22 protein-coding genes are annotated in these 25369 nt (G+C 72.5%); 10 read left to right on the top strand and 12 right to left on the bottom strand.

What is annotated here, in order from left to right; translation table 11 throughout:
• Positions 1–21: 21 nt before the first annotated feature.
• The 3 genes from ACFXKZ_RS29445 to ACFXKZ_RS29435 all read right to left on the bottom strand — a co-directional run bounded on the left by ACFXKZ_RS29445 (position 22) and on the right by ACFXKZ_RS29435 (position 3945).
• Positions 22–1815: a SpoIIE family protein phosphatase gene (locus ACFXKZ_RS29445; RefSeq protein WP_380004090.1), complete on the bottom strand. Its 1794-nt coding sequence runs from the start codon at positions 1813–1815 to the stop codon at positions 22–24.
• Between the two features lie 113 nt (positions 1816–1928).
• Positions 1929–3284, bottom strand: coding sequence for a pyridoxal phosphate-dependent decarboxylase family protein (locus tag ACFXKZ_RS29440; protein WP_380004089.1), 1356 nt, complete (start codon positions 3282–3284; stop codon positions 1929–1931).
• Positions 3285–3477: 193 nt separating this feature from the next.
• Complete coding sequence (locus ACFXKZ_RS29435; protein WP_380004088.1) at positions 3478–3945, bottom strand: Lrp/AsnC family transcriptional regulator; 468 nt, start codon at positions 3943–3945, stop codon at positions 3478–3480.
• Positions 3946–4253: 308 nt separating this feature from the next.
• Between ACFXKZ_RS29435 and ACFXKZ_RS29430 the strand changes: the two genes are divergently transcribed.
• On the top strand, positions 4254–4856 hold the full coding sequence (locus ACFXKZ_RS29430) for a hypothetical protein (protein ID WP_380004087.1): 603 nt from the start codon (positions 4254–4256) through the stop codon (positions 4854–4856).
• Between the two features lie 188 nt (positions 4857–5044).
• Here ACFXKZ_RS29430 and ACFXKZ_RS29425 read toward each other — a convergent pair whose 3' ends face one another.
• Together ACFXKZ_RS29425 and ACFXKZ_RS29420 are read right to left on the bottom strand one after the other, a co-directional pair.
• Complete coding sequence (locus ACFXKZ_RS29425; protein ID WP_380004086.1) at positions 5045–5959, bottom strand: hypothetical protein; 915 nt, start codon at positions 5957–5959, stop codon at positions 5045–5047.
• A gap of 82 nt (positions 5960–6041) precedes the next feature.
• The gene (locus ACFXKZ_RS29420) at positions 6042–7508 is read right to left on the bottom strand and encodes a cytochrome P450 (RefSeq protein ID WP_380004085.1); all 1467 of its coding nucleotides are present in this window, start codon (positions 7506–7508) and stop codon (positions 6042–6044) included.
• Positions 7509–7755: 247 nt separating this feature from the next.
• Between ACFXKZ_RS29420 and ACFXKZ_RS29415 the strand changes: the two genes are divergently transcribed.
• Complete coding sequence (locus tag ACFXKZ_RS29415; protein ID WP_380004084.1) at positions 7756–9117, top strand: cytochrome P450; 1362 nt, start codon at positions 7756–7758, stop codon at positions 9115–9117.
• 112 nt (positions 9118–9229) lie between these two features.
• Positions 9230–11329 (top strand): PQQ-binding-like beta-propeller repeat protein, encoded by a 2100-nt coding sequence (locus tag ACFXKZ_RS29410; RefSeq protein WP_380004083.1) that lies wholly within the window; start codon positions 9230–9232, stop codon positions 11327–11329.
• A 6-nt stretch (positions 11330–11335) separates the two neighbouring features.
• Here ACFXKZ_RS29410 and ACFXKZ_RS29405 read toward each other — a convergent pair whose 3' ends face one another.
• Positions 11336–12052 (bottom strand): NAD(P)-dependent oxidoreductase, encoded by a 717-nt coding sequence (locus tag ACFXKZ_RS29405; protein WP_380004082.1) that lies wholly within the window; start codon positions 12050–12052, stop codon positions 11336–11338.
• A 180-nt stretch (positions 12053–12232) separates the two neighbouring features.
• Here ACFXKZ_RS29405 and ACFXKZ_RS29400 point away from each other — a divergent pair, with 180 nt between their 5' ends.
• On the top strand, positions 12233–12856 hold the full coding sequence (locus ACFXKZ_RS29400; RefSeq protein ID WP_380004406.1) for a TetR/AcrR family transcriptional regulator C-terminal domain-containing protein: 624 nt from the start codon (positions 12233–12235) through the stop codon (positions 12854–12856).
• Here the strand turns inward: ACFXKZ_RS29400 and ACFXKZ_RS29395 are convergent.
• Positions 12809–13414, bottom strand: a complete 606-nt coding sequence (locus ACFXKZ_RS29395) for a TetR/AcrR family transcriptional regulator (RefSeq protein WP_380004081.1) — start codon at positions 13412–13414, stop codon at positions 12809–12811. The genes ACFXKZ_RS29400 and ACFXKZ_RS29395 overlap by 48 nt on opposite strands.
• Positions 13415–13515: 101 nt before the next feature.
• Between ACFXKZ_RS29395 and ACFXKZ_RS29390 the strand changes: the two genes are divergently transcribed.
• Positions 13516–15036: an MDR family MFS transporter gene (locus ACFXKZ_RS29390; protein WP_380004080.1), complete on the top strand. Its 1521-nt coding sequence runs from the start codon at positions 13516–13518 to the stop codon at positions 15034–15036.
• On the opposite strand, the gene ACFXKZ_RS29385 is transcribed toward ACFXKZ_RS29390, so the two are convergent.
• Positions 14930–15391, bottom strand: a complete 462-nt coding sequence (locus tag ACFXKZ_RS29385; protein WP_380004079.1) for a hypothetical protein — start codon at positions 15389–15391, stop codon at positions 14930–14932. The genes ACFXKZ_RS29390 and ACFXKZ_RS29385 overlap by 107 nt on opposite strands.
• Positions 15392–15518: 127 nt before the next feature.
• A complete protein-coding gene (locus tag ACFXKZ_RS29380; protein WP_380004077.1) occupies positions 15519–16163 on the bottom strand; it encodes a class I SAM-dependent methyltransferase in 645 nt (214 codons plus the stop codon).
• A gap of 158 nt (positions 16164–16321) precedes the next feature.
• Here ACFXKZ_RS29380 and ACFXKZ_RS29375 point away from each other — a divergent pair, with 158 nt between their 5' ends.
• The 3 genes from ACFXKZ_RS29375 (at position 16322) to ACFXKZ_RS29365 (ending at position 19556) form a co-directional block, all read left to right on the top strand.
• Entirely contained in the window at positions 16322–17245 is a 924-nt protein-coding gene (locus ACFXKZ_RS29375; RefSeq protein WP_380004076.1) for a phosphotransferase family protein, read from the top strand.
• Positions 17246–17680: 435 nt separating this feature from the next.
• Positions 17681–18661 carry a polyprenyl synthetase family protein gene (locus ACFXKZ_RS29370; RefSeq protein WP_380004075.1) on the top strand — a complete coding sequence of 327 codons (981 nt, stop codon included), beginning with the start codon at positions 17681–17683 and terminating at the stop codon, positions 18659–18661.
• 205 nt (positions 18662–18866) lie between these two features.
• Positions 18867–19556: a LuxR family transcriptional regulator gene (locus tag ACFXKZ_RS29365; RefSeq protein WP_380004074.1), complete on the top strand. Its 690-nt coding sequence runs from the start codon at positions 18867–18869 to the stop codon at positions 19554–19556.
• A gap of 81 nt (positions 19557–19637) precedes the next feature.
• On the opposite strand, the gene ACFXKZ_RS29360 is transcribed toward ACFXKZ_RS29365, so the two are convergent.
• The gene (locus ACFXKZ_RS29360) at positions 19638–20150 is read right to left on the bottom strand and encodes a methylglyoxal synthase (protein ID WP_380004073.1); all 513 of its coding nucleotides are present in this window, start codon (positions 20148–20150) and stop codon (positions 19638–19640) included.
• Between the two features lie 427 nt (positions 20151–20577).
• Here ACFXKZ_RS29360 and ACFXKZ_RS29355 point away from each other — a divergent pair, with 427 nt between their 5' ends.
• On the top strand, positions 20578–21981 hold the full coding sequence (locus ACFXKZ_RS29355; RefSeq protein ID WP_380004072.1) for an esterase/lipase family protein: 1404 nt from the start codon (positions 20578–20580) through the stop codon (positions 21979–21981).
• A gap of 29 nt (positions 21982–22010) precedes the next feature.
• Here the strand turns inward: ACFXKZ_RS29355 and ACFXKZ_RS29350 are convergent, their stop codons facing one another.
• Positions 22011–23333 (bottom strand): MFS transporter, encoded by a 1323-nt coding sequence (locus ACFXKZ_RS29350; RefSeq protein ID WP_380004071.1) that lies wholly within the window; start codon positions 23331–23333, stop codon positions 22011–22013.
• A 98-nt stretch (positions 23334–23431) separates the two neighbouring features.
• On the opposite strand from ACFXKZ_RS29350, the gene ACFXKZ_RS29345 reads away from it, so the two are divergent.
• Positions 23432–24409, top strand: coding sequence for a DUF5937 family protein (locus ACFXKZ_RS29345; protein WP_380004070.1), 978 nt, complete (start codon positions 23432–23434; stop codon positions 24407–24409).
• 66 nt (positions 24410–24475) lie between these two features.
• On the opposite strand, the gene ACFXKZ_RS29340 is transcribed toward ACFXKZ_RS29345, so the two are convergent.
• Complete coding sequence (locus tag ACFXKZ_RS29340; RefSeq protein ID WP_380004404.1) at positions 24476–25360, bottom strand: helix-turn-helix transcriptional regulator; 885 nt, start codon at positions 25358–25360, stop codon at positions 24476–24478.
• Between the last annotated feature and the right edge of the window lie 9 nt (positions 25361–25369).

Below are 25369 nucleotides of genomic sequence, written 5' to 3'. Positions count from 1 at the left end.
CACCGGTTGCGGCGGGCCGGGTCAGCCGCGCCAGGCCGATCCGCCCGGGGCCGCCGGGCGTCGTCGGGCGGCCAGGACCGCGATGTCGTCCTCCGGCTTGTCGGTGATCATCCGGGCGATCACCGTGTCCACCAGCCGCACCAGCGGGGTCTCCGCGGTCAGTCCCACCCGGGTCAGCCGTTGCAACGACTCGCCGATGTCCTCGCCCCGGCGCTCGACCAGACCGTCGGTGTACATCACCAGGACCCGGTCCGGATCGCTGCGGCGCCGTACCGAGCCGTAGCCGCCGAAGCCGGTGCCCAGCGGCGGTCCGACCGGCACGTCGACCAGTTCGGCCGCATCGCCCGGGCCGACCAGGAGCGGCGGCAGGTGGCCGGCGCTGGCGAAGGTGACCGTGTCCGTCGCCGGGTCGACCAGGACCAGCAGGCAGCTGGCCACCCGTTCGATGCCCGCCTTGGTGCTGGTGCGGTCCACCGCGGCCAGGATCTCGTGCGGTTCCAGGTCGGAGCGGGCCTGTACCCGCAGCAGCGCCCGGAACTGGCTCATCTCCACGGCGGCCTGCACGCCGTGTCCCATCACGTCGCCGACCGCGAGCAGTGTGCGGCCCCCGCTCAGCGCGACCGCGTCGTACCAGTCGCCGCCCACCTCCACGCTGCTGCCCGCGGGCCGATAGCGCGAGGCCAGCTCGATGTCGGGGTGCGGCGCGTCGGGCGCGGCGAGCAGCGCGTGTTGCAGGGCCAGCGCGATGTCGTGCTCGTGCGCGTAGCGGCGGGCGTTGTCCACGCTGATCGCCCCGCGCCGGGCCAGGTCGCGGGCCAGGATCACGTCCTCGGGGGAGAACTCGTCGGCGGCGCCGTGCCGGGACATGGTGACCATGCCGATCGCACTGCCCCGGGCGACCAGCGGCAGCGCCACCACCGAGTGCAGGCCCACCGAGCGGAACACGGCGAGCCGGTCGGGGCTGGACACCTGCCGGGCCATCTCCTCGTCGGCCGCCCGGTTGACCACCACGGGGCTGCGTTCGCTGAGCGCGCGCGGCACCATCGAGCCCTGCTGGTAGTCCACGTTCTCGCCGGGTTGGCGCAGGATCGCGGCCTGTTCGGCCATGCCGGGCCGGTGCGAGAGCGCGGCGCGCCACATCCGGACCAGGGCCGGCGGCTGGTGCGGGGTGCCGTTGGCGCCCTCGACGGCGAACACGTCCACCGTGGCCACGTCGCTCAGCTCGGCGACGAACAGCTCGGCCAACTCCTCGCAGGTCTCGACCAGATCGAGGGTGGTGCCGACCCGGGTGGCGGCGGCGTCCAGGACCGCGAGCCGGCGCCGGGCCGCGTCCAGCTCCAGCTGGGTGCGCCGGGACTCGGACACCTCCAGGAGCACGGCCGCCAGACCGACCACCTCGCCCTCGTGCTCCAGGCGGTGGTAGGCGCCGTGCCACCAGCGGCGGCCGGGCGGGCCCGCGTGCGTGGTCCCGGAGGAGGTGGCCTCGCGGGGCACGCCGTCGCGCAACACCGCCCGAAGCACGTCCTCCTTCGCGTCCATGTCGGGCAGCACCTCGCCGATGGTGCGGCCCAGGTGCGCCTCGGCAGGCAGGCCGTTCATCCGGGCCAGCGCCGGATTGACATAGAGGTAGCGCATGGTCGGGCTCATCACCCCCACCGCCGCCGGCGTGCCGTCGAGCAGGCCCTGCAACACCGCGTAGGCGCCGACATCGCGCACATCCCCCGCGCGTGTACCCACCAGTCGTGCCACCGCGCCGGTCACGGCGTCGACCTCCGGCACCATCATCGGCGGGTCCGCGTACTCGTCCAGCGCCACGCCTGTCCTCTCCGGCCCCGAGGCCGATCGGGCGCCCGGCCCCCGAAGCCGTCCCATCGGCTTCCAGTCTGGGCCACGGCGACCCGAACGCGCGAGCGGCAGGCCGCACTGCGTTACCTCATCGTGGCCAGGATCTCCTCGACCATCGCCATCGTGGTGTCCGGGTGCAGGAACGCGAAGCGGGCCACGGTCTCCCCCTCCCAACCGGTCGGGGTGACGAAACCGACCTGGCCGGCCAGCAGGCGGCGGGACCAGTCGAGGTAGTCGGCTGGGCCCCAACCGGTGCGCCGGAACAACACCGCGGACAGCTCCGGGTCGCGAATCAGCTCCAGACCGGGGGTGGCCCGGATCAGCTCGGCGGTGTCCCGGGCCAGGGTCAGCGCGGTCTCGATGGCCTCGGTGTACGCGTCGGTGCCATGCACGGCGAGGGAGAACCACAGCGGCAGGCCGCGGGCGCGCCGGGTGAGGTGGTACGCGTAGTCGGTCGGGTTCCACTCCTCGGGCGCGTCGGTGTGCAGGACGTCGAGGTAGGACGCGTCCTGGGTGTGCACGCCGCGGGCCGGGCCCGGGTTGCGGTAGATCAGCGCCGCGCAGTCGAACGGCGCGAAGAGCCACTTGTGCGGGTCGACGACGAACGAGTCGGCGAGTTCGATCCCGTCGTAGCGGGCCCGCACGCTCGGCGCGAGCAGCCCGGCGCCGCCGTACGCGCCGTCCACGTGGAACCACAGGTCGCGCTCGCGGGCCACCGCGCCGATCCCGGCCAGGTCGTCGATGATGCCCGCGTTGGTGGTGCCGGCGGTGGCCACCACGCCGACCACGTCGTGCGCCTCGGGGTCGGCGGCCAGCGCGGCGCGCAACGCCTCGCCGGTGAGGCGGTGGTCGGTGGTCCGCACCACGAGCGCGTCCATGCCGATGATGCGCAGCGTGTTGCCGATCGAGGAGTGCGCCTGGTCGCTGACCGCGATCCGCAGCCGGTCCCGCGCGCCGGTCCCGGTCCGGCGCCGGCCCATGTCCCGGGCCACCACGAGCGCGGACAGGTTGCCCGCCGAGCCGCCGCTGACGAAGCAGCCGCCGGCGCTCGCGGGCAGCCCGGCCAGGTCGGCGATCAGCCGCAACACCTGGTTCTCCGCGGCCACCGCGCCGGCCGCCTCCAGCCACGAGATGCCCTGGAGCGACGCGCACGAGACGACCATGTCGAACAGCAGCGCGGCCTTGGTCGGCGCGGCCGGGATGAAGGAGAGGAAGCGCGGGCTGTCGCAGGAGATGACCGCCGGGGCGAGCTGGTCGGCGTAGATCGCCAGCACCTCGCCGGGGTCGTTGCCCCGCGCGCCGATCAGGCCGTCGAGCGCGTGGTCGAGCTTGTCCTTGCGGCCGGGGTGGTCGAGCGGGACCGGGTCCAGGGCGAGCCGTTCGCGCATGTAGTCGAAGACCAGGTCGGCGAGCGCGGGGTCGTACCGGTGCATGGACATGGGCGTGGGGGTGCTCGGTGTCGGCATGGCGATGCTCGGCATTCTCTCGGCGCGGTCGCGCGGCGCCCCCGCCCGGGGGCGGCGGGGTCGTGACGACGGAATTCGGGGCGCCGGGGGTCCACACCGGCAGCTCAAACCCTACGTACGGGTGTGCGATCCGGCCAAGAGCGTGATCATGCGCGTTCGTGGCGATCTATTGCGTCTCCACTCCCTGCCACGTCGTTCCATTGCGCCTGACCAGCCGGGAAAGCACGACACAGCTCTTCGAGCGCACCACGAAGGGCTCCGCGGCGATCCGCTCCAGGACCTGCTCGAAGTGTTGTACGTCGGCCGCGAGCAGGTGGATCACCGCATCCGCGTCGCCGGTGACGGTGCTGGCCGAGACCACCTCGGGGAACTTGGCCAGCGCGCGCCCGATCTCGCTGGGCGAGGTACGCCCCACGCAGTACAGCTCGACGAACGCCTCGGTGGTCCAGCCGAGCGCGGCGGGTTCGACCGACGCGGAGAAGCCGGTGATCACGCCGGTGGCGAGGAGGCGGTCCACCCGGCGCTTGACCGCGGACGCGGACAGGCCGACCCGGGTGCCGATCTCGGCATAGGTCGAACGCGCGTCCTCGATGAGCGCGGTGATGATCCGGCTGTCCAGCGGGTCCAACGCCATCGGTGGCTCTCCTCGGTGCGGTCGGCGGGCGGGGTCGGGGTCCGGTGGGCCGGGCACAGTGACGGTAGCCCACGCGGGTGCCCGGATCCGATTCGTTCGGCTGCCCGCCCCCTCGGCGGTCGGCGGACACAAAAGCCCGGGGGTGGCGTGGGGAGTCCGCTTCGTGGCGTGAACGGCCATCAGCACGACGGTGTGCCCGCGCCTAGCGTGAAGTGGCCGGCACGACGTACGGATGCCGGTTGATCATGAACTGGCCGGCAGATCGGGAAGGCACCGGCTTTTCCGGACATCCGCTACGGGGAGACGACATGAGCATCAAGGTCACCGTGATCTATCACGACACCGACACGTGCGTACGCGCGATGGCCGACGCGGTCGCCGCGGTCGCCTGGAACACCGGTGCCGACATCCGGCTGCGCAGACTGCCCGAGGCCGAACCGGCCGCACCACGGGACGGGACCAAGGCCGACCCACTCGCCACGGTGGGCGACCTGACCTGGCCCGACGTGGTGATCCTGGGCGCACCGGCACGCGATGGCGACATCGTCGCCCTGCTGCACCGCCTCACCCGCTCGGCGACCGCGTCGGCGAGCGACGCGGCCGCCCGGGACATGCGCGACTCCTGGCAACGGCGCTCCTGCGAGCAGGTCTTCGGCGTCTTCGTCACCTCGCCGGCCCCCGACACCCGCCACGGCGGCCTGATGCGCAGCTTCGCGATCATCCGCCCCCGGTTCCCGACGGACGACGACCCCCACCCGCGCCGGTCGATCGCCACCCTCACCGAACCGACCACCCGCGCCTCCACCACGGACGACCCGACCCTGCTGTCCCTCGACCTGGCCCGCATCCAAACCCGCCGCTGCGTCGAACTGGCCGCCCTGCTCCGAGCCGACCGCGTCCTGGTGGCCTGAGGAGCGAACGGGTGGCCCCCGGCGCTCGGTTCGACCCGCGCGCGACCGCCGGACGGCCCGGTCTTCGGTGTGGGACCGGGCCGCCTGCCCGCCTCCCTGCGGCGGGCTCGACCGGTCGCAGACTACGGCCGCCTCACATGATGGCCGATCGCTCCGACATCCGCGCCGGCGGGCCTGCGAAGTGGGGTTCAGGCGCCGAAGAGTGAGGGCAGATTGTCGGGTGGTTGTGGGGAAGTGACGTGGTAGCGGCCGCAGTTCATGGACCAGTCGAGGTTGCCGCGGATCCACGCGCCCATGCCGCGCACGTATCGCGCCAGGCGGGCGTCGCCCGACTCCAGGAGGGGGCGGGCCAGTCGCTCGAAGCGGCGCATCTGGTCCTCGTACATGTACACCGCCCTGCGCAGTGCCTCGTCGAGGGGGCAGTGGAAGTGGTGGGCGAGCACGGTGATCAGGTTGGTGTGGCCGGGCCAGTACAACTCGCGCATCCCGGAGAGGATGTCGTGGGTGTACGCGATGGCCCGGGCGGCGGCCTGTTCGCAGCGCCGGACCTCGCGGCCGGCCCAGATCGGGCCCGGCAGGTAGCAGTCGTCGGCCAGTTCGATGACGACGAAGCACATGCCGCGCATCAGGATCGTGGACTCGCGCAGTCGCACGTACTGCCCCAGGCTGGGGGTGATGCCGCGGGCCCGATAGATCGCCTCCGCCGCCACCGCGCCCAGGTAGCGGTTGAAGCCGTCGGCGAAGCGCTCCACCTGTTCCGCGTCCACGGCCATGCGGGCGACCCTGGTGCGCAGGTCGATCAGGGCTTCCAGATACGGCTCGGGCACCGCCCTGGTCCGGCCGTGCAGGACGCGCTGGGACCACAGGATGTGCTCGGCCAGGTCCTCGATCCGGCCCTGTGCGGGCGCCAGTTCGGAGAAGCGGTCGTCCTGGAGGAAGAGCCACACCATCAACTGTGCGGCCAGCACCGCCCCTTCCGGGTCGCCGTGGGGATAGGTCAGCGCCCCCAGTTCGCCGAACTGCGCGGCGCGCGCCGCGACTTCCTCGCCACGTGTGGTGATGTAGCCGAACCGGCGCATCCACGCCACCGTACGCTCGGTCACCTCGCGCTCGTCGGGGTGGCGGGCGGGCTCGATCGGGCACCACAGGTGCGGCGCGGTGAGCCGGGCCGCCGGGTGCGCCGGGTCAGTCGCCGTCGGGGGATGTGGCGTCGGCGCCGGCGGCGGGGTGGACGGGGCAGCGGAGCGTCGCGGATTCGTCGGTCGGTGCATCGGCCGCCTCCTCGGGTGCCTGGCTCCACGTACCGCGTGGCTCCACCGTCAACTCCAGGGGAACCGGGGAGAGCGTCATGCGCAGCAGGGGCCTCGGCGTCGGGGCGCCGGGTATCCGGGCCAGCGAGACCCGGGACATGATGCCCGCGGCGGCCAGGGTGGCCTCGGTGATGCCGTAGGAGTCGCCGATGCACTTGCGGGTGCCGGATCCGAACGGGATGAACGCCTCGCGCTGGGCCTGGGTCACCGCGCCCGGCAACCAGCGGTCCGGGTCGAAGCGTTCGGGGTCGGGGAACACGCTCGCGTCCCGGTGCAGGCAGTAGGGACTGAACATCACCTCGTCGCCCGGGACCAGTTGCGTGCCGTCGAGGGTGATGTAGTCGGTGACCCGGCGGCTGAGCACCGACACCGACGGGTACAGACGCAGCGTTTCGGTCAGCACCCGGCCCAGCAGGGGCAGGCGCGGGATGTCGGCGTAGCCGGGCGTGCGGCCGGCCAGTACGGAGTCCACCTCCTCGTGCAGGCTCTGCTCCAAGGGGCCGTTGTGCGCCAGGACGCCGAAGGTCCAGGCCAACAGGTCGGCGGTGGCCGGGATTCCGCCGATCATCAAGGTGGCGATCTGGTCGCACACCTCGTCGTCGGTGAACGCGCGACCGCGTTCGTCCTCGGCGGCCATGATCGTGGACAGGCCGTCGGCCGGGTCGGCGCCGCGCACGCGGTACGCCTCGACCATACGCTTGATCAGCGAACGGGCCTGGATCCGGGCGTTTTCGAAGCGGCGGTTGGCCGGGATCGGCGCCTTGTGGACGAGGGCGACGGGGATCACCATCTGCCACCACATGCCGGGCATCAGGACGGTGTACGCCGCTTCGATCCGGGTGGTCAGATGCGCCTGGGCCGGATCGGAGAACAGCGTGCGGGTCAGCGCCCGGCACGCGAGCAGGCGCATCTCCCGGCATACGTCGACGACTTGGCCCGGTTGCCACCCGTCGAGCACGTCCTGCACACATTCGGTCATGGCGTGGGTGTAGGAGACGATGCTCGGTTGGCGAAACGCCTGGTTCATCAGCGGCCGCTGGTAGCGGTGGTCGGCGGCGGAGCACGTGCCGAGGCCGTCGCCGATCAGGGTGCGGGCGGTGTCGACGAAGGGGCCGCCCTTGTCGAACCGGTGCTGCTCGGTGACCAGCGCCTTGCGGACCAGGTCGGGCCGGGTGACGAGGTAGGCGACCTTCGGGCCGAGCCGCACCCGTACGACCGGGGCGACGGCGTGCTGCTCCAGCAGGAACGCCATCGGGTCGCGCCACATGGGCAGGGTGTGTCCGAGGATCGGGAGCACTCCGCCGGCCATGGGCGGGACGCCGGGTGGGGTGAGGGTGGTCATGTGGCCCTCCTTGGTGATTGCCGGGTGTCGGGGCAGGCGAGGGCGGCGGTGTGCGCGGGGGTTCGGGAGCGATCCGCGTACTCGCCGGTTCATGCTTAGCGTTCACCCGGCACGGCCGGTAAGGGCGTGCGAGGTAGCGAATGCACGGCGCGAGAAGGCCGGTCGGGTGCACCCTGCCGAACCGGCGATCACCTCGGCACAGTGGTGGGGGTCACCGGCAGCCTGGCCCGACGTGAAGGGATGGCGTGTGCATTCCATCGAGGACGTACCCACCGCACCGGGCGCTCTGCCCGGCGTAGGACACCTCCACCGCCTGGCCGGTCAGCGGCTGCGCTTCCTCGAATCCCTGCCCCGGGTGGGGCCGTTGGTGCGGATCAGACTGGGCACCGCGCCGGTGTACGTGGCCACCGACCCGGTTCTGGTCCATCAGGTGCAGTCGTCCAAGGGCCGCAGTTTCGGCCGCGGCAAACAGTTCGAACGGATGATCCCGCTCCTGGGGCACGGCGTGATCACCTCCGATGGGGAGCTGTACCACCGCCAACGCCGCGTCATCCAGAAGGCGTTCACCCCGGCGCACATCGAGCGCCACCTGGTCTCGATCCATCGGCGCACGCGGGAGTTGTGCGCCCACTGGCAGCCGGGTCGGCCGGTGGACGTCCTGGAGGCGATGAAGGGCCTCTCGGTGGCCGTGACGGCCGAGACCCTGTTCTCCAACCGTATGCCCGACGGCGTCCTGGCCCAGTTGCACCGGGTGTTGCCGGTGATCGAACGGGCGGCGGTGGAGCGGCCGATGTTGCCGAAGGTGGTGGATCGGCTGCCGCTGCCGTATGTCCGGCGCGGCGACGAGGCCATGGCCCGGATGCGCGCGTCGGTGGGCGAGGCCGTCGCGGCGTGCCGTGCGCGGTCCCCGGAGGCCGCCGGCGACGTGGTGGCGTGCCTGCTCGCCGCCCGCGACCCGGACACGGGACGGCCGTTGGCCGACGACCTGATCTGCGACGAGGTCATCGCCATGCTGATCGGCGGGGTGGCGAACGTCCCGACCACGCTGTCCTGGGCGTGGTATCACCTGGCCCTGCGCCCGGGAGCGGAGCGGCGGATGCTCGCCGAGATCGCCGGGATCACCAAAAACGCCGAGTCCGCCGCGGCGGGCGACGCCGTGGCGACGGCGGCCGATCCGCAGGCGCTGCCGTACACGCGGGCGGTGATGTACGAGACGATGCGCCTGCACTCGGTGCAGCTGGTGACCCAACGCACCACGGCGGCGGTGGAGTTGGGCGACGTCATGCTGCCGAGCGGCACCGATACCGCGTACAGCCAGCACTCCCTGCACACCGATCCGCGCTTCTGCCGGCGCCCGGAGGCCTTCTCCCCGGAGCGCTGGCTCCCCGACAGCGGCTGGAAGCCGCCGCGGCACTCCTTCGTGCCGTTCGGCGGCGGCCGGTTCAAGTGCGTCGGCGACAACTTCGCCATCGCCGAGATGATGGCCACGCTGGTGGCGGTGGGCAGTTCGTGGCGCCTGACCCGGCAACCGGACGCACGGGTGCGCACGTCCGTGCGCGAACCCATCCCCGGCCCGAGGGGACTAATGTTGATTCCGCAACCCGTCTGACCCGCCCGACGCCCGGCCGGCATCGGGCGACCCCGGAGCGCCACCGGGGTCGTACCATTCCCGAGCGGAGAGTCCGGGTCGGCTTCGGGCTTGGCGGCGGCGGGGGTTGCGGGTGCGGGTGTTGGCGGGTCGGTACGAGCTGGTCCGGTTCGTCGGGCGAGGCGGCATGGGGGAGGTGTGGGAGGGACGGGACCGGCTGATCGAGCGGCGGGTCGCGGTCAAGCTGCTCCCGCACGCGAAGTCCGACGCCGCCGGTGCCGCGTTGTTCTTCCGCGAGGCGCGGACGGCGGGGGCGCTGCACCACCCGGGTGTGGTCACCGTGCACGACCTCGGCCAGGACGAGGGGGACGGTTCGCTGTTCCTGGTGATGGAGTTCGTGGAAGGCCGTGACCTGGCCGCGGTGCTCGACAAGGAGGGGCCTCCGCCGGTGGGCACCGCCGTGGAGTGGGCGGCGCAGGCCGCCGCGGCGCTGGCCCGGGCGCACACCGCGGGGATCGTGCACCGGGACCTGAAGCCGGCGAACCTGATGCTCACCGTCGAGGACCGGATCAAGATCCTGGACTTCGGGATCGCCCGGTTCGTGACGTCCACGAACCGGTCCAGCCAAGTGATGGGCACGCTCGCCTACATGCCGCCCGAGCGCTTCCACGAGCAGCCCGGGGACGCCCGCTCGGACCTGTATTCGTTCGGCTGCGTCCTGCACGAACTCCTCACCGGCGACGTGCCGTTCCCCGCCACCGGCCCGGTCGCGATGATGAACGCCCACCTGCGGACCACACCCACGAGACCCGGCGAACGGCGCCGCGGCGTGCCCACCGCACTCGACGACCTCGTCCTCGTGTTGCTCGCCAAGGATCCCCGGGACCGACCCGACTCCGCCGACGAGGTGCACCGACTCCTGCGCGCCGCCGTCGACCCCGCCCCGGCGGCCGTGACCCGGCGAATGGTCCGGGACGTGCATGCGATCGACCCCGTGCCGACCATCGCCCCCGAACGCAAGCCCGCCGCAGCCGGCACACCGCGAAGGAGTGCCGACAGCACCCCGCCCGAGACCCCGACCCCCACGCGCCGCCGGCTTCTGCAACTCGTCGGCGGCGGCGCGACCGCCGCTCTGGGCATCATCGTGTTTCTCGATCTGGTCGACCGGCCCGACGACCGGCAAAAGCCGCAGTACGCCGCCGGCAACAAGGTCTCGTCGTCCCCGCCCGCGCCGGCCCGCACCGACACCACGGTGCGCTGGGCCTACTCCACCGGGGCCGAGGTCGACTCCACGCCGGCCGTGGTGGACGGGGTGGTGTACATCGGCGGCCACGACAAGAACGTGTACGCGCTCGACGCCGCCACCGGTACCAAGATGTGGGCCTACACCACGGGCCATGTGGTCGCCTCCTCCCCGGCGGTGGTGAAGGGAGTGGTGTACGTCGGCAGCCGCGACAAGAACGTGTACGCGCTCGACGCCGCCACGGGTACCAAGCAGTGGAGCCACGCCACCGGAGCCGAGGTCGACTCGTCGCCCGTGGTGGTCGACGGAGTGGTGTACATCGGCTGCCGCGACAAGAACCTGTACGCGCTGGACGCGGCCACGGGCGCCAGGAAGTGGGCCTATGCCACCGGGGCCGAGATCAGCTCGGTTCCGGCGGTAGTGGACGGGGTGGTCTACGTCGGCAGCGCCGACACGAAGGTCTACGCGCTCGACGCCGCCACCGGCACCAAGAAGTGGGCCTACGCGACAGGCGCCGAGGTCTTTTCGTCGCCTGTGGTGGCGGGCGGGGTGGTGTACGTCGGCAGCGCCGACACGAAGGTGTACGCGCTCGACGCCGCCACCGGTACGAAGAAGTGGGACTACGCCACCGGCGCCAAGGTCGCCTCCTCGCCGGTCGTCGCGGGCAGGATGGTGTTCATCGGCAGCGCCGACATGAACGTGTACGCGCTCGACGCCGCCACCGGTACGAAGAAGTGGACCTTCACCACGGAAGGCGGTGTCTGGCAGTCGCCGGCGGTGGTGGGTGGAGTCGTCTATGTCCCCAGCCACGACAAGAACGTGTACGCGCTCGACGCCGCCAACGGTGCCAGGAAGTGGGCCTACTCCATCGGGGGCTACAACAGCTCGAATCCGGTGGTGGCGGGCGGCGTGGTCTACATCGGCAGCGGCGACAAGAACGTGTACGCGCTCGACGCGGTTCCCGGCACCGGCCCGTCTCGGAAGCCCTGACCGCGCTCACCCTCCCGACGCCCGGCCGCCCGCGTGGGCCAGCGCGCTGGGGGTGCGGCAGCCGACGATCGCCGGGGCCTCCCGGACGAGTTCGTCGTCGGTGAGCGCCGCCACCATGAACAGCGCGAAGTCCACCCGGCGGGTGCGGTCACTGGCCAGCACCGGGTCGCCCACGTGCCGGCTCCACACGGGCAGGCCCTCGCTGTCCCCCTCCCTCAGGGTGCTGCCGCGCACCACCGTCCATCGGGTGTCGCTGTCGAACACCCGCCGGCACGCCTCGACCTGGTCGTCGATCTCCACCGCCCGCACGAGCCTGCCCAGCACGGCGGCGATCCGCACGCCCAGGGTGAACAGCCGCGAGTATCGATCCTTGCCGTCGCGCGTGATGTGCCAACCGCAGGAGAAGACCAGCCGCGCACCCGGTCGGGCGTGGTCGAGCACCGCCTGCGCCGTGCCGGACGCGTACTGCCGCACACCCCACGGCACCAGCACCGTCAACACCCCGTCGCACCCGTCGACCGCCCGCCGAATCACGTCCGGGTCGTTCGTGGGCCCGGGAACGACGGTGATCCGGCCCTCGAACGCGGCCAGTTTCGGCACGCTCTGCTCCCGGCACACGCCGACCACCTCGTAGCCGCGTTCCAGGCACTGCCGAACCATGTACTGCCCGAGCTTGCCCGAGGCCCCGATGACGCAGACCTTCCTCATGCCTTCCGCACTCATGGCGCAGCCCTTCTCCGGAATGGCAACCTTATCTTGTAAGGCACGTTAGCCTTATGTCATAAGGTGGTCAACGGCAACGAACAAGGAAACAAGGAGGGGTGCGTGAGCGAGGCAGCCAAACGTCGCCGCGACCGGTCGACCCGCACGCCGCTCAGTCGCGAGCGGGTGATCGCCACGGCGATGGCGGTGGCGGACGAGAAGGGCACGGCCGCCCTGACCATGCGGGCCATCGCCGAACCCCTGGGCGTGGAGGCGATGTCCCTCTACCACCACGTCGCCGGCCGGGAGGAGGTCCTGGACGGCATGGTGGACGCGGTCTTCGCCGAGATCGAGCTACCGCCGCCCGGCGCCGACTGGAAAACCGCGATGCACCACCGAGCCGCCTCGGCCCGCACGGCGCTGCGCCGCCACCCCTGGGCGGTGGCCCTCCTCGACTCGCGCGCCCACCCGGGCCCCGCGACGCTGCGCCATCACGACGCCGTCGTCGGCGCGCTGCGTACGGCGGGCTTTTCCGTCCCGATGACCGCGCACGCCGTGTCCTTGATCGACAGCTACGTCTACGGCTACGTCATCCAGGAACTGAGCCTGCCGTTCACGGGCACGGCGGACCTGACCGAGATCACCGACGAATTCCTGCACGACCTCCCCGCCGACAGTTACCCGCACCTGACCGAACTGGCCACGGAACTGGCCCGAACCCCCGACTACGACCCGACCGCGGAATTCACTTTCGGCCTGACCCTGATCCTCGACGCCCTACACCCGACCGGCGCGTGCCCGGCCGTCGGCGTCGCCGATCAGTAGGGGGAGGAAGATCTCGTCGACGATCTCCTCCAGGGCCCGGTCGGGGGCGGCGGCGAAGGTGGTCAGGAATTCGTGGCGCAGCAGGTCGAACGGTAGGGACTTGATCCGCTCGGTGAGGCGGGCCGGGTCGATCTCGCCGCGTTCCACTGCCCGGTCGAAGAGCACGTCGACGGCCTCCTTGCGGCCGGTCACGAGCGGGTCGGTGATGTCGCCGGGGCGGATTCCGGTCGCCTGGTAGTGGGCGGCCAGGTGTGCGATCACGATGGTGGCCAACTCGGCCCGGGTCTCGTTGATCTCGCGCATCAGGGTCAGTACGTCCTCGCGCAGGCTTCCCGTGTCGGGGATGGCCAGGCGGGCCTGCTTCATGGTGTGCGCGATGGCGGCCCGGACCAGTTCGTCGCGGTCCGACCAGCGGCGATACAGCACCGGCGGACTGGTACCGGCCCGCTTGACGACGGCATCCATGGTGAATTTGGCGTAGCCGTGGAGGGTGAGTTCCGCCCAGGCCGCGTCCAGGAGCGCCTTCTCCAGTGCCGCCCCGCGGCGCCGCTCGGTCATCCGCGACCTCCTGTTCTTCCTCATTGGATAGGTTGCCTATCTTATCGCGGCGCCCTACTCTGGCGGTCGTAAGATAGAGACCCTTTCTTAAGGAGTCGTCCATGACCGTCTCGGGCGCTCAGTCGCCACCCGCCGCCGCAGATCCCACCGGCCCCGCCGGCCCCACCGACCCCGCGGACCCCGCGGACCCCGACCGCATCGACCCCGCGCTGCGGCGCCTGACCTTCACCCTGATCATCGGCGCGCTCGCGGTCATGTTCGACGCCACGATCATGAGCGTCGCCATCGACGACCTCGCCGGGCGCATGCACGCCTCGGTGGCCACCGTCCAGTGGGTGAGCACCGCCTACCTGCTGGCCCTGGCCACCGTGATGCCGGCCGTCGGCTGGCTCCAGGCGGTCCTGGGCGGCAAACGCCTGTGGATCGCGGCGCTGGGCGTGTTCCTCGTCGGCTCGCTGCTGTGCGCCGCGGCCTGGAACGCGCCGAGCCTGATCACCTTCCGGGTGGTCCAAGGCTTCGGCGGCGGCATCATGATGGTGCTGATGACCACGCTGATCATGCAGGCCGCCAAGGGCCGCAACATCGGCCGGGTCATGGCTCTGATCACCGTGCCCACCGCGCTCGGGCCGATACTGGGCCCGGTCCTCGGCGGCGTGATCCTGCATCTGGGCGACTGGCGGTGGATCTTCCTGTTCAACGTGCCCTTCTGCGTCGTCGGCGCCTACCTCGCCGCCCGCAACCTGCCGCGGGACCGGCCCGTTTCCCGTCCCCGGCTCGACGTCGTCGGCATGCTGCTGCTCTCGCCCGGCGTCGCCGCCGTCATCTACGGCCTGTCCCGGATCGGCGGCTCGCAGGGGCCGGGCGACCCCACGGTATGGCTGCCCCTCGCCGCCGGCCTCGCCCTCCTGCTCGGCTACCTCGGCTGGGCGCTGCGGCGCGGATCGCGCGCCCTGGTCGACGTCGGACTGTTCCGTCACCGCGCCCTGGCCTCGTCGTCGGTACTGGTGTTCCTGTCCGGCGCATCCCTGTACGGCACGATGTTGCTGCTGCCGCTGTACTGGCAGCAGGTACGCGGCGCGGACGCGCTCGACGCCGCGCTGCTCCTGATCCCGCAGGGTGTGGGCACCCTCGTCTCGCGCACGCTCGCCGGGCGGTACATGGACCGCTTCGGCGCGCGCCCCGTCGCGGTCGTCGCGTGCGCCCTCGCCTGCGCGGCGACCGTGCCGTTCGCCTTCGTCACCGCTTCCACCAGCAATATCGTGCTGATGGCCGTGCTGTTCGTGCGCGGCGTCGGCCTCGGTGGCGCGATGACCACGATCCTGGGCGCCGCCTACATCGGACTCGCGCCCGAGGAGATCCCGCAGGGCTCCGGCATCAGCCGCCTCGCCCAGCAGATCGGCGGCTCGGCCGGCACCGCGCTGCTCGCGATGATCCTGCAGCGCGCCTCCGCCGACGCCCACACGCCGGCCGCCCTGGCCTCGGGATTCGGCGAAGCCTTCTGGTGGGCCACCGCGTTCACCGCCGCCGCCATCCCCCTGTGCCTGCTCCTCCCCGGCCGCCCCACCGACCCGCCCTCGCCCGAGCGGGACACCGCGCCCGCCGGCAAGACCGCCCCGGTCTGAGCGATCCGTCCCCACCGACGAGCCCGTCCGGAGCCCGAGTTCGGGCTCGGAGCGGGCTCGGAGAGGTCGGTCGGCCGGTGCCGGCCCAGCGGAGTCCGGCCGTGGCGAATCGCTTTGCGGCGGCGGCCGGTTCGTCCGCCTCGTGCGCGGCCCGGATGACGATGCCGTCGGGACGTACCAGCAGGCTCGGTCGGTCCGGGTCCGCGGTCGGGTCGGCGACCTGCACGATCCGGTCGTCGAGCAGTCGGACCGCGTCCGCGAAGCGGCCGTCGGCGGTGCGGTCGATCAGGACGAAGCGGCCGTCGTGCGCGTAGTCGGCCAGGCGGCGGCCGGACGCCAAGGGAACGTCGCCCACGATGGAGCCGACGGGCGCATTCGCCGCGCACCTCGAACGACTCGACCAGGCGTTCGACGCGATCGAACACGGGATCACGCCCGGCTGACCCCGGCCGACGTCGGGTACTACAGCAGCAGCGCGATCGCTACCCGGCCCGCCGCGCCAGCAGATACCCGCGCCGGGTCTCGGCCTCCTGCGGATAGTGCGAGCGCTCCAGCTGTGCCTCCAGGGTGAAGCCGGCCGCGCTCAACTGCTCGACCACCGCCTCGATTTCGAGGTAGTGGAAGTCCACGTCGACCTCCCTCCCCCACCACTCCGCCAGGTGCCGCACCTCGACGCCCAGGTGAAACGCCAGGAGCAGCTGCGCCCCGGGACGCAACACGCGGTGCAACTCGACGAAGGCGGGCCGCAGTTCACCGGCATCGAGGTGGATGATCGAATAGAACGCGATCGCGGCGCCGAACTCGCCGTCGGGCGCGGGCAGATGCAGGAAGTCGCCCTCGCGGAACTCCGCCTTCGGGTGCTCGCGCTCGGCGATGGCCACCATGGCCGGCGAGAGGTCGATCCCGACCGCCCGCACACCGCGCTCGGCGAGCCATCCGGTGATGTGCCCGGGACCGCAACCCACGTCCGCTATCGGCGCGTCGGAATCACTCTGCTCGATCAGCGCGCTCAACAGCGCGCGATCCAGCGGCTTGTGGGCGAGTTCGTCGCCGATCCGCTCTCGATACTCCTGCGCCACGACGTCGTAGCTCCGCCGTATCCGACCGTGATCATTCGTAGGGGACATGCCCGTCAGCATTCCACGCCGGCGGAACCCCACGAACCGGTTTACCGGCCCACCACGCGCTCGTCACCGCCGGTGGGACGCGATGTCCCGGTGGCCCGGCCGGCCCCGCACCGACGCGATAATTCGGGTGGCCGGGACACACGTACCAAGGGGGAATCGTGACCGACGACGAGCACGGCGGCCCGCCCGCCACCGACCGCATCCCGACCCGACACGCGGCGCTGTTGTCCCGCCTGTTGCCCACCGACCCCCCGGCCGCGTTGACGGTGCGTCAGGGCCAGTTCCACGACGTGGTGATGGGCGCGTCGCGGGTGGTCTGCTTCGCCCGCACCGAGGCCGCCGAACGGCGGCTGCCCCGGCGCGCCGCGCTGATCCGACTACTGGGCGGGTTGTCGCTCGGCGTACGCACTCCGCGGCTGCTCGGCACAGGCGTCGATCCGGGATACCTGCTGCTGGACCGGCTCCCGGGCGTTCCGCTCGCCCCGAACGCGGCCGTGCCCTCCGGCGCCGCCGCGCAGTACGCGGCCCTGCTCACCGCCCTGACCCGAGCCGCCGCGAATCCCGAAGTACGCGCGGCATTTCCGACCGACAAGACCGAAGTGCCCGCGCTCATCGACGAGTCCGCTTCCGCCGAAGTGCCCGGGCCCACCGCGTGGACCGTCTTCGCCGGCGACGTCCGCGCCGAGCTGTACCCCCTCATGTCGCCGACCGGCCGCAGCCGCGCCGACGCCGAACTCGCCGCCGTGCAGACCCTGTCCCCCGTGGTCTCCGCCCTGGTCCACGGCGACCTCGGCGGCGACAACCTGCTGTGGACGACCGTCGACGGCACGCCGCGGCTGAGCGGGGTCCTGGACTGGGACGAGGTCTCGCTCGGCGATCCGGCCGAGGACCTGGCCGCGATCGCCGCCACCCACGGCGACGCGCTCGTCGCCGACATCCTCGACCGAATGGGCCTGCGCGACGCCGCCATCCCGGCCCGAATCGCCGCGATCCGGGGCACGTTCGCGTTGCAGCAGGCGCTGTCCGCACTCCGCGACGGCGATCGTGCCGAATTGGCCGACGGATTGAGCGCGTATCGCTGACGCCCCACCGAGCCGCAACCGCCGCGAAACCACGCGATGGTGGGGACTGGAAGCACACGATCCCCGTTCGGGGTGGACGCACGCCGCAGTGATGCTTCCGCACTCGACTGTCGGCGACCGGTCGAGGTCTGTTGGGTTGATCCGGGCGCCGTCGAGCGTCCGCATCATGCGTCGCCCCCACCGCGCCTCGGCGTCGCGAGGCGGCGTCCCGGGGGCGACACAGGGGGTTCGCAAGCCGTGACCGAGACGACACCGCAGGTTTCCTCGACAACGCAGGCAACGCAGACGACGCAGATGACGCACGCAACGCAGAAACCGCACCCGGCGCAGTCACAGTCACCGCAAGCGGCGCACAAACGTCGCCCGAGCCAACGGGCGCGCACGGCAGGCGCATCCGCACCCGCACCCACCCCGTACGAGCTGTCCGATCGCCCGATGGTGGACGTACCGACCGTGCTGGCCGCCGAGTTCGCCCGACGCTGGCCGAGCAACGCGGACGGGATGCACGCGGTGCACCGCTACGCGCTGCTGCCCACGGGGAAGTTGCTGCGGCCCGCGCTGGTGATGTACGCGGCGCTGGCGGTGGGCGGCGAGGTCGAGCACGCGTTGCCCGCCGCGGTCGGCATGGAGTGCGTACACACCGGGAGCCTGGTCCACGACGACATCATCGATGCCGACGAGGAGCGGCGCGGGCGGCCGGCGGTACACCGGGCGTACGGCCCCGAGCGGGCCATCATCGCGGGCAGCAGCCTGTACTTCATCTGGTTCCGCACCCTCGCCGAGTGTGCCCGCAACGGGGTGTCGCCCGAGCGGATCGCACGGGCCATGGCAGCCCAGGCCGAGGGCGGATACGCGATGTGCCAGGGCGTGTTCGACGAGTTGGGCTTCGCCGGGGACCTGGACTGCCCCGTCGAGGACTATCTCACGATGGCCGGCGGCAAGACCGGGGCACTCCTGGCCACGTCGTGCCGGGTGGGGGCGATCCTGGGCGGCGGGGACGACGCGGCGGTGGAGGCGTTGAACGCGTTCGGGCGCCACGTCGGCCTTGCCTTCCAGATCCGCGACGACCTGCTCCCCTACGCGGACGCGTCGGCCGCGGCGATGGGCAAGCCCGCCGACAGCGACGTGTGCAACCACCGGCCGACCCTTCCGGTACTGCTCGCCCACGAGCGCGGCACCCTCGACCAGCGCGCCGCGATCCGACACGCGCTGCTGCACGAGCGCAACCCGGAGATCGCGCTGAGCCGCATGCGCACGCTGGTCGAGGCGACCGGCGCGGCGGCCGACGCGCGGGCACTCGCCGAAAGCTACGAACAAAGCGCCCGGGACGCGATCTCCTGGCTTCCGGTCAACCCGTACACGGAGGTATTGCGCCGCTGGTCCCGGCGCGACCCGACGCCGTCCACCGACGGCTGACCCCGTCCCGCGCACCGTGCGCGTCTGCCTCGCGTCGCTGCGTCACCGAAAGTCCGCCCCGGCATGGCGAAAGCGGAGTCGCGAACGCCCCTTCCCGGGTAGGTTGTACGGCGCCGGCCGGGGTACGGACCGGCCCGAACAGGGCAATCGGGCGCACATCGCCCGAACTACCGTGATCGGCGCGGGAGTCGAAAGGTTGACCTACGTGACGAACCGGCCCGAGCCGACAGCGCACCCGATCGCCGGCGCGCCGAGGCGACCACCGGTCGCGGATCCGGGCGGCGGTCCGGACCCGAGCCGACTGCGGTCGCGGACCCGGATCCTGATCCGGGTCGCCGACGACCGGCCGTCCGTGCGCGAGCGCCTGGCCGCGCTGATCGGCGCGTGCGGCGACATGGAGGTGATGGTCGACGGCGACGGGCGCGCACCGCACGTGGTGTTGGCGGACGGGCGCGCACTCGACCCGGACGGCGGCCCCGAGGGCCCCGCCGACGTGCTCGCCCGGCATCCGGGCGCCGCGCTGCTCGTGGTGTCCGCCGCCGTCTCCGATCCGGCCGCGCCCACCGGCGGGTTCGGCCGCCTGGCCGAGGACGCGAGCGGCGAGCAGATCGCGACCGCGATCCGGGACGCCGCACGCGGGCGGGCCGCGATCGACCCGGCGACCGTGGGACGCCCACGCCGGCGCACCGGGCACCCGGATCGGCTCACCGATCGGGAGGTGGAGGTGTTGTGCCTGATCGCGTCCGGCCTGAACAACGCGGAGATCGCCGCAACCCTGCGGATCGGCGCGGCGACGGTCAAGACGCACATCAACAACACGTTCGCCAAGATCAACGCCCGCAACCGCGTCGACGCGGTGCACTACGTCGACCGCCAGGGCCTGTCGCGCGGCTGAGCCGGGCCGAAGGGCCGGCGGCGCCGCGGGGCAGCGGGCGACGACGGCGGGCCGACGGCGGCGCCTGCCGGAGTCCGGCGCCTATGCGGCCAGCGGCGCGAACACCGGCGACTCCGGCCGATCCGGGTCGTCGGCCACCGCGAGCAGGGGCGAGGTGATCACGAAGTCGGCGGTAGCCCGGTTGCAGGCCACCGGGATGTCCGCGAGCACCGCGAGGCGCAGCAGCGCCCGTACGTCGGGCTCGTGCGGCTGGGGGCTGAGCGGGTCCCAGAAGAACACCAGCAGGTCCACGTCGCCCTCCGCGATCCGCGAGCCGATCTGCTGGTCGCCGCCCAGGGGGCCGCTGCGGAACCGGATGATCTCCAGGTCGAGTTCGTCCGCGAGGATGCCGCCGGTGGTTCCGGTCGCGTACAGGCGGTGCCGGGTCAGCGTCTCGCGGTGGGTCCGGGCCCAGGCGAGCATTTCCGGCTTGCAGCGGTCGTGCGCCACCAGGGCGATGCCGCGCTCGCGGGGCTCCTGGGGGTCGTGGGGCTTCGGGTCGAGCAGGTCGTTCGGTCGGGTCACAGGCATCTCCGAGTTGTCCGTGTTTCGCATGCCCTCAGTGTGACCGGCCCGTGTTGCGGCGGTATGGCCGCGACATGACGACCACGAGAAGTCGCATGGATCATGCGTCGAGGGCGTCGACGCACTCCCGACGCGACCAAAACGGACCCAAGCCTCACAGGGCGACTGAACGTCGCATGTGCCTCACTCGTCTGCCGCACATCCGTTGCTCGCACCGCCGCAACGACTTCGGAAATCGCCTGCGCGCCCGCCGTTTCGCCGGCCAGGATGGATGGGCGGCGCCGGGGCGGGTGGGGCGCGTACCGGCCGCCGGGGGAAGGCGGCCGCGTGCGTCGCGGCGGCGGGGGCGGGGCCCGCGGTCGGTGGGAGCGCGGGACCGCGAGGTGCGCGACGAAGGGGCCCGACGGCCCGTTCCGTACGTGCACGGGACGGCTTCGGCCGGGGGTTGGGGGCGACGATGAACGACGCGGTGATCGTGCTGCCGGGGATGATGGGCAGCGAACTGGTGGAGGTGTCCACCGGGCGAACCCTGTGGGGGCCCACCGACGCGAGTTGGTACGCCGGGGCCTGGACCACCGGCGGCGCACTGGACACACTGGCCGTCACCGACGCGGAACGCTCCGGGCGCGTGGGGCGGATCCGCGCCACCCGGCTGCTGCACACCCCCGCGTGGGCTCCGCTGCTGTGCGGCTTCGAGCCGTACACCGAACTGGTCCTGGCGCTGCGCCGAGCCGCCGCCGATCCGGCCGCGGTGCACGAATTCCCGTACGACTGGCGCCTGCCCGTCGACTACAACGCCGGTCTGTTGGCGATCGCCGCGTACGAACACCTGCGCCGCTGGCGCCGCCACCCGCTGGGCGGCAGGGACGCGCGTCTGGTGCTCGTGGCCCACTCGACAGGCGGCCTGGTCGCCCGCTACTTCACCGAAGTACTGGGCGACGCCGCCGAGTTGCGCGCGCTGGTCACGCTGGGTACCCCGTTCCTGGGCGCGGCGAAGGCGCTGCACGTGCTCGGCGGCGCGCCCGCCGACCCCGGGAGCCGGTCCGCCTCACGGCCGTCCGCGGCGCAGTTGCCCGAGGCTCGGCTGCGCCGATTCGCGGCGACCGCGCCCGGGCTGTACGACCTGCTGCCGTCGTACCGCTGCCTGGACGAGGGGTCCGCGGTCCGGCGGCCGACCGCCGCCGACGTCGCGGCGGTCGGCGGCGACGAGCGCCTGGCCGAGGACGCCTTGGCCCGGCGCGAACGCCTGCTCGGCACCGGGTCCTGGGACACGCTGTGGCCGGTGGTCGGCGTCGAGCAGCCGACCGTACAGTCCCTGGTGATCCGCGACGGGGTGGTCCGGCCGCGCTTCGTGACCTGCGCGAGCGACGGAGACGGCGGGATCGTGCGGGCCGACCGGCGCGGCGACGACACGGTGTGCCGCCGAGTGGCGGCGCCGGCCGCGCTCAAACCGTTCGCCGTGGTCCAGACGCACGGCGCGCTGGCCCGCTCCCGCGAGGCGATCGGGTACGTATGCGCGGTCCTGCGCCAGGAGGACCCCGCGCCCGAACGCGCCGGGGACGTCGTCCCGTTGACCCTGGACGTAGCGGACTCGGTGGCGGCCGGCCGCACCCTCGACATCGTCCTGGACGGGGTCGCCGACCCGACGGCGATCGGCGTCCGCGTGGTCGACGTGGCCACCGGCGTCGCGCTGCCCCGGGCCCTGCCGGTGGCCCGCGACGGCCGGGTGACGATCCGCCAGATCCTGCCCGTGGAGGGCCTGTTCCGGGTGCTGGCCAGGACGGGCGAGCAGGCCCCGGTCAGCCGACTCGTCCTCGCCACCGACCCCAGCGCCGCCTTCGACCCGACCGACCCGGAGTAGGCACGAGGGCGCCTCGACGGCGCGACCCGTCAGTCCCGCGAAGTCTGCCCGGCCCGCACCGGAGCCTCGGCGGCGTCGCGCGGAAGCGGCGACTCTTCGGCGGCGACCACCACCGCCGGCCCCTCCGGGAGCGTGCGCAGCGCGCGGATCGGCGAGCAGAACACCGGCAGGAAGGCCAGCGCCATGCACACACCGCCGACCCACATCGCCGCGTGCGCCCCCGCGAACTCGCCGATCAGTGCCGCCGCCACCGCCCCGATCGCCACCGCTCCGGTGAGCAGGCAGCGGAAGGTGGCATTCATCCGGCCGAGCAGCGCGTCGGGGGTCAGCCGCTGCCGCAGACTCACCCCGAGCACGTTGTCCACGCCCATCCGGGCCGTGCACAGGAACCATCCGACGCCCGCGACCACCAGCCACGGCCCACGATCGAGCAGGGGGATCACCAGCGCGGCCGGCGCCAGGCACAGGCCGGCCATACCCATCGTGCGGCCGTAGCCGAACCGGTGCGAGATCGGCCGGGCGGACCGCGCGCCGATCAGGACGCCCACCCCGCCGATCGCCAGGAACAACCCCAACGCACCGGAGGGGAGGTCGAGTTCGCGGACGAAGACCACCGGGAGCAGCACGGTGACCAGTTGGGAGCCGAAGTTGGTCAACGCCGCCGTGCACATCAGCGCGCGCAGTTCCCGACCGCGCCACACGTGCCGCAGCCCCTCGCCGATCTCGTCGCGCAACCGGCGGGCGGGGCCGGCGCCGGCGGCCGGGGCGCCGTCGGTCCGGATCCGGGCCAGCCCCAGGCCGGACGCGAGGTAGCCGACGACGGTGGACACCACCGCGAACGGCGCCGCGACCGCCTGCACCAGGAGGCCGCCCGCGCCGCGCCCGGCGATATTGGCGGTGGCCATCAGGCTGACGATGGCGGCATTGGCCGGCACCAGCGCCTCGCGGCCGACCAGGTGCGGGACGAAGCTCTGCGAGCCGACGTCGAAGAAGACCGTCGCGCACCCGTTGAGCAGGACCACCGCGTACAGCTGGGGCAGGGTCAGTACGTCCAGCCACCAGGCGAGTGGGATCGAGCCGATCAGCGCGGCGCGGACCAGGTCGGCGACCATCATCACCCGGCGCCGCCGCATGCGGTCCACCCAGGCGCCGGCGGGCAGGCCGATCAGCAGGAACGCCACCGTGCCGAGCGCGGCCAATGCGCCGACCTGGCCGGGGCTCGCGTCCAGGGCCTCGACGGCGATCAGCGGGATGGCGACGTAGCCGATGTTGGTGCCCAGTTCGCTGAGCGCCGCCGCGGTGAACAGCGTGCGGAAGTCGGCGATCCGCCAGGGGGAGTGCGCGTGGCTCATGCCGGGAGCCTGCCTGGCTCCCCCGTCGACACCGCAATGATTTAGCAGAGGCTGAATCCTGGGCCGCGCCCCTGGCGGGCGCGGGTAGCCTGAACCGGGTGATCGAGATCGAGTTCAGCCCGGAGGACGTGGCCCGCACCCGCTTCGCGATCTCCCCGCTGTGGGAGGTCGTGGCGAGCGTACGCGTCCTCAAGGGCGCCGACGAACAGGGCATCCACCGGGTCTGGACCGAGCAGGTGCGCGACCGGTTGGCCGCCGCGAAGGTGGACCTGACCCCGCTCACCGACCTGATCCCGGTACCGACCCTGGCGCTCGCGTGTTTCCTGGCCCCGCCGCCGACCACCCCGCTGACCTCGCTGGAAGTCGAACTGGCGGCGCTGCGCGCGACGCCCCCGGAACTGCTGCGCACGCCCTCGGCGATCACACCGGAACGCGTGGCCGAGATCCGCGCCGACCCCGATCGTGAGTTGGCCCGGCTCGCGGAGACCATCCAGGCGTACTGGGATGTGGCGCTCGCGCCGTACTGGCCGCGCATCCTCGCCTTCCTGGAGGGCGACATCCTCTTCCGGGCCGGCCGACTCGTCGAGGGCGGCGCGCGCGGCCTGTTCAACGACCTGGACCCGCAGGTCGCCTGGGACGCGGGCACGCTCCAGGTGCAGACCCGGTTCTGTCGCGATCGACGCACGCTCGGCGGCCGGGGGCTGCTGCTCGTGCCGTCGGCGTTCGTGTGGCCGCGCGTGTTCTCCGTGTTGGACGGGCACTGGCAGCCCACGCTGCGCTATCCGCCGCGCGGCATCGGCACCCTGTGGTCGGCCGCGCCGGCACCCACGGCCGTGCCCGACGCGCTCGCCGGCGTACTGGGCCGCTCCCGCGCCACGCTGGTGGCCGAACTCACCACGCCGGCCTCGACCACGGACCTGGCCCGGCGTACCGGCCTGACCCCGGGCGGCGTCTCACAACACCTGTCCGCGCTGCGTGCGGCGGGCCTGGTCGGCGCCCATCGAGCCGGCCGCGTGGTGCTGTACGCCCGCACCCGGGCGGCGGAGACACTGCTGGCGGCGGCCGGCTCGGGGTAGGGCCGTCCGATGAAGCGATCCTCGTCGTCCACGAGGGCGGCGTGGTGCATGTCCTGCCGATGTGGACTATCCGTCGTGTGCTTCGAGTGCGGTCGCCGGTGTCTGCCGGGGGGCCGCCCACGACGCCAGGAGCGCCAGATTGTCGGCGGTCGGTGTGCCCGCGGGTGCGGTGTAGACGTTGAGGTGCAGGCCGGGTTCGGCGGGCAGTTCCAGGGACTCGACGTCCAGGTCGAGCCGGCCCACGATCGGATGGCGCACCCGCTTGCGTCCGGACCGGTGCAGCCGCACGTCCTGGGATGCCCACCGCTGCCGAAACAGCTCGCTGCGCGTCGACAGTTCGCCGACCAGGGCGATCAGTTTCCCGTCGTGCGGATTGCGGCCGGCTTCCATGCGCAGCTTCGCGGCCACGACATCGGCGATGTGGTCGTAGTCGACGAAGAAATCCTTGGCCGCCTCGGGGTGCAGATACACGAACCGCGCCGTATTGGCGGGCCGTCGCGGGTCGGCCGGCATCGGTGAATACAGTGCGCGAGCGAGTGGATTCATGGCGAGTACGTCGAAATTTCCGTTGCCGATCCAGGCCGGCGCGGCGGAGATCGCGTCGAGCACCTGGTGCAGTGTCGAGCGCACCGTCGCGGCAGGCCCGCGCCGGCGTGGGCCGCCGGGCGCCCCGGATCGGCGCGCGAGGTGGAACAGGTGGTCGCGCTCGGCCTCGTCGAGTTGCAGGGCGCAGGCCAACGCGTCGAGCACACCATCGGAGACACCGGCGAGGCCGCCACGCTCCATGCGCACGTAGTAGTCGACCGATACCCCTGCCAGCAGCGCCACCTCCTCGCGACGCAGACCCTTGACCCGACGATTGCCGCCGTAGGCGGGCAGGCCCGCCTGCTCGGGCGCGATGCGCGCGCGACGCGAGCTGAGAAACTCCCGGATATCGGTGCGTGGATCCATCGTGGCCAT

The sequence above is a fragment of the Embleya sp. NPDC059237 genome (assembly GCF_042754105.1).
In the GTDB taxonomy this organism is placed as follows: Bacteria; Actinomycetota; Actinomycetes; order Streptomycetales; family Streptomycetaceae; genus Embleya.
This window is presented reverse-complemented; position numbering and strand designations above follow the sequence as displayed.